Source organism: Pseudomonas sp. BF-R-19, from assembly GCF_019956445.1.
In the GTDB taxonomy this organism is placed as follows: Bacteria; Pseudomonadota; Gammaproteobacteria; order Pseudomonadales; family Pseudomonadaceae; genus Aquipseudomonas; species Aquipseudomonas fluorescens_BH.
On record NZ_JAHBDN010000004.1, the window covers coordinates 1 to 6,214 of the forward strand.

General features: G+C 61.3%; 3 protein-coding genes. 1 reads left to right on the top strand and 2 read right to left on the bottom strand.

Annotation, left to right across the window (positions count from 1 at the left end; all coding sequences use genetic code 11):
- Window positions 1-172 precede the first annotated feature (172 nt).
- Both KGB28_RS00100 and purL read right to left on the bottom strand, forming a co-directional pair.
- Window positions 173-484 (bottom strand): YqfO family protein, encoded by a 312-nt coding sequence (locus KGB28_RS00100; protein WP_223440945.1) that lies wholly within the window; start codon window positions 482-484, stop codon window positions 173-175.
- Window positions 485-489: 5 nt separating this feature from the next.
- Window positions 490-4,386: a phosphoribosylformylglycinamidine synthase gene (purL, locus tag KGB28_RS00105; RefSeq protein WP_223440948.1), complete on the bottom strand. Its 3,897-nt coding sequence runs from the start codon at window positions 4,384-4,386 to the stop codon at window positions 490-492.
- A gap of 285 nt (window positions 4,387-4,671) precedes the next feature.
- Here purL and mltF point away from each other — a divergent pair, with 285 nt between their 5' ends.
- The gene (mltF, locus tag KGB28_RS00110; protein ID WP_223440951.1) at window positions 4,672-6,132 is read left to right on the top strand and encodes a membrane-bound lytic murein transglycosylase MltF; all 1,461 of its coding nucleotides are present in this window, start codon (window positions 4,672-4,674) and stop codon (window positions 6,130-6,132) included.
- The last annotated feature ends 82 nt before the right edge of the window (window positions 6,133-6,214 follow it).

Sequence of the window (6,214 nt, forward strand, 5' to 3'; positions counted from 1 at the left end):
TTTGCCAATGTCGATACCGAGAAGTGTCATCGTGTTCATGAGAGATCCTCCGCCCGAAAACGAGAAAAGCCCTGCAAGCGTAAACCTGCAGGGCTTCTCGGTCAGGCTGACCATCTCATTAAACCCGCTGAAATCTCTTTCAGCGGGTTTCTCATTTCAGCAGCCAGGAAGATCAGAAATCCTCCAACCGCCACACTTCATAAGCCGGCGTCTCGTAGGGATGGCTCTGTTTCAGAACCGCCACCACCGAGCGAATCAACTCATCGGCCACCACCAGCTCAACCTTCCATTCCTCGACCTGTTCGACCTGCCCTGCCTCGCCAATGAACGGCTGGCTGCCGTCCAGTGGACGAAACTGACCCAGGCCCAACACCTGCCATGCGCAGTGATCGTAAGCACCGATCCGCCCGCCGCCGGCGGCGAATACAGCACTTTTGACCACTTCGACATGACTGTCGGGAACGAAGAAGCTGAGCTTGTACACGGCGCTTAGTTAACCCACACGCGAGCATTACGGAACATGCGCATCAACGGTGCGTCTTCGTTCCAGTCATCGGAACGCCACGAGTTCTGCACGGCGCGGAACACACGCTCCGGGTGCGGCATCATGATGGTCACGCGACCGTCGCGGCTGGTCAAACCGGTGATCCCGCGCGGCGAGCCGTTCGGGTTGGCCGGGTAGCTTTCGGTGACCTTGCCGTGGTTGTCGACGAAACGCATCGCCACGCAACCGGACAGATCGGCTTCCAGCAGTGCTTCTTCGCTGGAGAACTCGGCATGACCTTCGCCGTGGGCGATGGCGATCGGCATGCGCGAACCGGCCATGCCTTGCAGGAAGATCGAGTTCGACTCCTGGATCTGCACCATGGCAACACGGGCTTCGAACTGCTCGGAACGGTTGCGCACGAAGTGCGGCCAGAACTCGCTGCCCGGGATCAGCTCGTGCAGGTTGGACATCATCTGGCAACCGTTGCACACGCCGAGGGTGAAGCTGTCGTTGCGTTCGAAGAAGCCCTGGAACGCATCGCGGGCACGGCTGTTGAACAGCGCGGATTTCGCCCAGCCTTCACCGGCACCCAGTACGTCGCCGTAAGAGAAGCCGCCGCAAGCGACCATGCCCTTGAACTCGTTCAGGTCGACACGGCCGGCCAGAATGTCGCTCATGTGCACGTCGATCGCGTTGAAACCGGCGCGGTCGAACGCCGCCGCCATTTCCACCTGACCGTTGACGCCCTGCTCACGCAGTACGGCAACCTGTGGGCGAATGCCTTTCTTGATGTAAGGCGCGGCGATGTCCTGGTTGACGTCGTAGCTCAGCTTGACGCTCAGGCCCGGGTTGTCTTCTTCCAGCAGCACGTCGAACTCTTGCTCGGCGCAGTCGGCGTTGTCACGCAGACGCTGGATCTGGTAGCTGGTCTCGGCCCACTGGCGTTGCAGCAGACGACGCTGGCCTTCGAATACGGTGTCACCATTGAAGGTGATGCCGATCTCGCCATTGTTGATTGGCTGACCGATCACCGACACGCAATCACCCAGGCCGGCAGCGCTGAACTGCGCGAGGATGTCCGGGGTGGCGTCCTGGCGAACCTGGATCACGGCGCCCAGTTCTTCGTTGAACAGGATGGCGGCGATGTCGGCGGAGGTTTCCGCCAGACCGTCGAGGTTCAGGCTCAAGCCGCAGTGACCGGCGAACGCCATTTCGACAACGCTGGTCAACAGACCACCGTCGGAACGGTCGTGGTAAGCCAACAGGTGGCCGTCGGCGTTAAGGCCCTGGATCACCGCGAAGAAGGCTTTCAGGTCTTCGGCGTCATCGACGTCCGGCGCCTGCTTGCCGAGTTTGCCGTGAACCTGCGCCAGGATCGAGGCGCCCATGCGGTTCTGGCCGCGGCCCAGGTCGATCAGGATCAAGTCGGTGGTGCCCTTGTCCATGCGCAGTTGCGGGGTCAGGGTCTGACGGATGTCAGTCACTGGCGCGAAACCGGTCACGATCAGGGACATTGGCGAAGTGACGGACTTGTCCACGCCTTCATCGTTCCAGCGCGTGGCCATGGACATCGAGTCCTTGCCCACCGGAATGGTGATGCCCAGCTCAGGGCACAGTTCCATGCCGACCGCTTTTACGGTGTCGTACAGGCGTGCATCTTCACCCGGGTGACCGGCAGCGGACATCCAGTTCGCCGACAACTTGATGTCGGAGATCTTGCCGATGCGCGAAGCCGCGATGTTGGTCAGGGTTTCGCCGATGGCCATGCGACCCGACGCCGGAGCGTCCAGCAGTGCCAGCGGAGTACGCTCGCCCATGGCCATGGCTTCACCGGTGTAGACGTCAAAGCTGGTGGCGGTGACGGCAACGTCGGCCACCGGAACCTGCCACGGGCCGACCATCTGGTCACGGGCCACGAGGCCGGTGATGGTGCGGTCGCCGATGGTGATCAGGAAACTCTTGCTGGCCACGGCCGGGTGATGCAGGACGCGCTCGACGCAGCTGGCGATGTCGAGGGTCGACGGATCGAAATCGTCGCCCAGTTCGTTTTCACGAACCACCGAACGGTGCATGCGTGGAGCCTTGCCCAGCAACACTTCCAGTGGCATGTCCACCGGGCTGTTGCCGAAGTGGCTGTCGGTGACGGTCAGCTGCGGTTCGGCAGTGGCTTCGCCGACTACGGCAAACGGGCAACGCTCACGTTCGCAGATCGCCTTGAAGCGTTCGAAGTCAGCCGGGCCGACCGCCAGGACGTAACGCTCCTGGGATTCGTTGGACCAGATTTCGTGCGGGGCCATGCCCGGCTCGTCGTTTGGAATGTTGCGCAGTTCGAAACGGCCACCACGGTCGCCGTCGTTGACCAGTTCCGGGAAGGCGTTGGACAGACCGCCCGCACCCACGTCGTGGATGAAGCTGATCGGGTTCTTGTCGCCCAGTTGCCAGCAACGGTCGATGACTTCCTGGCAGCGACGTTCCATTTCCGGGTTTTCGCGCTGTACCGAAGCGAAGTCCAGGTCCGCCGAGCTGGTGCCGGTGGCCATGGAGGAAGCCGCGCCGCCGCCCAGGCCGATCAGCATCGCCGGGCCGCCGAGTACGATCAGCTTGGAGCCGACCAGGATCTCGCCTTTCTTGACGTGTTCTTCACGGATATTGCCCATGCCGCCGGCCAACATGATCGGCTTGTGGTAACCGCGAACTTCGTCACCGTGCGGGGTGGTGATCGACTGTTCGAAGGTACGGAAATAACCGGTCAGCGCCGGACGGCCGAATTCGTTGTTGAACGCAGCGCCGCCCAGCGGGCCTTCGATCATGATATCCAGCGCGGTAACGATGCGCTCAGGCTTGCCGTATGGCACTTCCCACGGCTGTTCGAAGCCCGGAATCTGCAGGTTGGACACGGTGAAACCGGTCAGACCAGCCTTCGGCTTGGCCCCACGGCCGGTCGCGCCTTCGTCGCGAATCTCGCCACCGGAACCGGTGGACGCGCCCGGGAACGGGGCAATCGCGGTCGGGTGGTTGTGAGTCTCGACCTTCATCAGGATGTGCACCGGCTCCTGCACCGCGCCGTACTGGCGGGTTTCAGGGTCCGGGAAGAAGCGACCAGCCACGGAGCCGACGATCACCGAAGCGTTGTCCTTGTAAGCCGACAGGACACCTTCGCTGTGCATCACGTAGGTGTTCTTGATCATGCCGAACAGGCTTTTTTCCTGGCTCTGGCCGTCGATGTCCCAACTGGCGTTGAAGATCTTGTGGCGGCAGTGCTCGGAGTTCGCCTGGGCGAACATCATCAGTTCGATGTCGTGCGGGTTGCGCTTCAAGCCGACGAAGGCGTTGACCAGGTAGTCGATTTCGTCTTCGGCCAGGGCCAGGCCCAGCTCGGTGTTGGCTTTTTCCAGCGCGGCGCGGCCGCCACCCAACACGTCGATGGCGGTCAGGGGCTTCGGTTCGGCGTGGCTGAACAGGCCGGCGGCCTGTTCGAGGTTGCCCAGGACGATCTGGGTCATGCGGTCGTGCAGACCGTCGGCGATCAACTGGGCTTCAGCGTCGCTGAACTGGCCGGCCACGTAGAACGCGATGCCGCGCTCAAGGCGTTGGATTTTCGCCAGGCCACAGTTGCGGGCGATGTCGCTGGCCTTGCTCGACCATGGCGAGATGGTGCCAAAACGCGGCAGCACCAGAAACAGACGACCGGTCGGTTCCTGTACCGGAACGCTTGGACCGTACTTCAGAAGGCGCGCAAGCACCTGCTGTTCGTCGCCGGTCAGGACGCCGGTAACTTCGGCGAAGTGAGCGAATTCAGCATACAGGCCACTGACAGCCGGAACCTTCTGGCTCAGTTGCTCAAGGAGTTTGCTGTGGCGAAAGGCAGAAAGGGCAGGAGCGCCGCGCAGGATCAACATCTTCGGGACAGCCTCGGGAAGGGGTGTGCTTTGAGGCCGTGCATTCTAGCCTAAACAGCCCGCGACAGCACCCGAAACGCTACGCACGGTTGCACTCGGGTGTCGATCTGTGTTTCTGCCTCGAAAGTCAGGTTAACCGGGTGTGTGAGGACAGCTTATTTTTACTGTAACAAAATGCAGACAAAGCCCATTCCTGCGGGGTTCCGGCCGGTTTTGTGATCTCTAGCAGACTAGCTCCTCACTGTCGAGATATGGCGCCCGTGGTCCTTTGCGTATACTGCGCAAATGTTTTTCCCAACGGCTTTGCGTCCGCGGTACGCCAAATGGCTCATCGCAACCGGACTCTTCCTGATGCTCGGTGGCTGTGTTGATAAACCCAACACGCTCGAGCGCGTAAAGGAGGATGGTGTGCTGCGGGTGGTTACCCGAAACAGCCCCGCCACCTACTTTCAGGATCGCAACGGTGAAACCGGCTTCGAATACGAGCTGGTGAAGCGCTTCGCCGACGATCTGGGGGTCGAGCTCAAGATCGAGACCGCCGACAACCTCGATGACCTGTTCAACCAGGTCGGCAAGCCCAATGGCCCGGTGCTGGCGGCGGCCGGCCTGGTCAGCAGCGAAGAGCGCAAGAAGCAGGTGCGCTTCTCCCACTCCTATCTCGAAGTCACCCCGCAGATCATCTACCGCAACGGCCAGTCCCGGCCGACCGATGCGAAGGATCTGGTGGGCAAGAAGATCATGGTGCTCAAGGGCAGCACCCACGCCGAACAACTCGCGCAGCTGAAACAGAAATTTCCCGGCATCGAATACGAAGAGTCTGACGCAGTCGAGGTCGTCGATCTCCTGCGCATGGTCGACGAAGACCAGATCGACCTGACACTGGTCGACTCCAACGAAGTGGCGATGAACCAGGTGTATTTCACCAACATCCGGGTCGCCTTCGACCTCGGTGACGCCAGCAACCAGAGCTGGGCCGTCGCCCCGGGCGACGACAACAGCCTGCTCAACGAAATCAACGATTACCTCGACAAGGTCAAGAAGAACGGCACCCTGCAACGCCTCAAGGACCGCTACTACGGGCATGTCGACGTCCTCGGCTACATGGGCGCCACCACGTTTGCCCAACACTTGCAGCAACGCCTGCCCAAGTACGAACAGCACTTCAAGTCATACGCCAAGAAAGAGAAAGTCGACTGGCGCCTGCTCGCGGCCATCGGGTACCAGGAATCGTTGTGGCAACCGGCGGTCACCTCCAAGACCGGCGTGCGCGGCCTGATGATGCTGACCCAGAACACCGCGCAGGCCATGGGCGTGTCCAACCGCCTGGACCCCAGGCAGAGCATCATGGGCGGCGCCAAGTACCTGGCCTACATGAAAGACCAGCTCGACGATTCGATTCAGGAACCGGACCGCACCTGGTTTGCCCTGGCGGCCTACAACGTCGGCAGCGGCCACCTGGATGACGCACGCAAACTGGCGGCCAAGGAAGGGTTGAACCCGGACAAATGGCTGGACGTGAAGAAAATCCTGCCGCGACTGTCGGAAAAGAAGTGGTACAGCAAAACCCGTTACGGCTACGCCCGTGGCGGCGAACCGGTGCATTTCGTGGCGAACATCCGTCGCTACTACGACATCCTGACCTGGGTCACGCAGCCGCAGCTTGAGGGCGATCAGGTCGCCGAGGGCAAACTGCTTGTCCCGGGGATCGACAAGAGCAAGCCGTCTCAAGAGCCAGCGCCGCTCTGACAGCCAACCTAAAACAATTGTGGGAGCGGGCTTGCTCGCGAAAGCGGAGTGTCAGCCAACAGAGATGTTGAATGATAAGCCG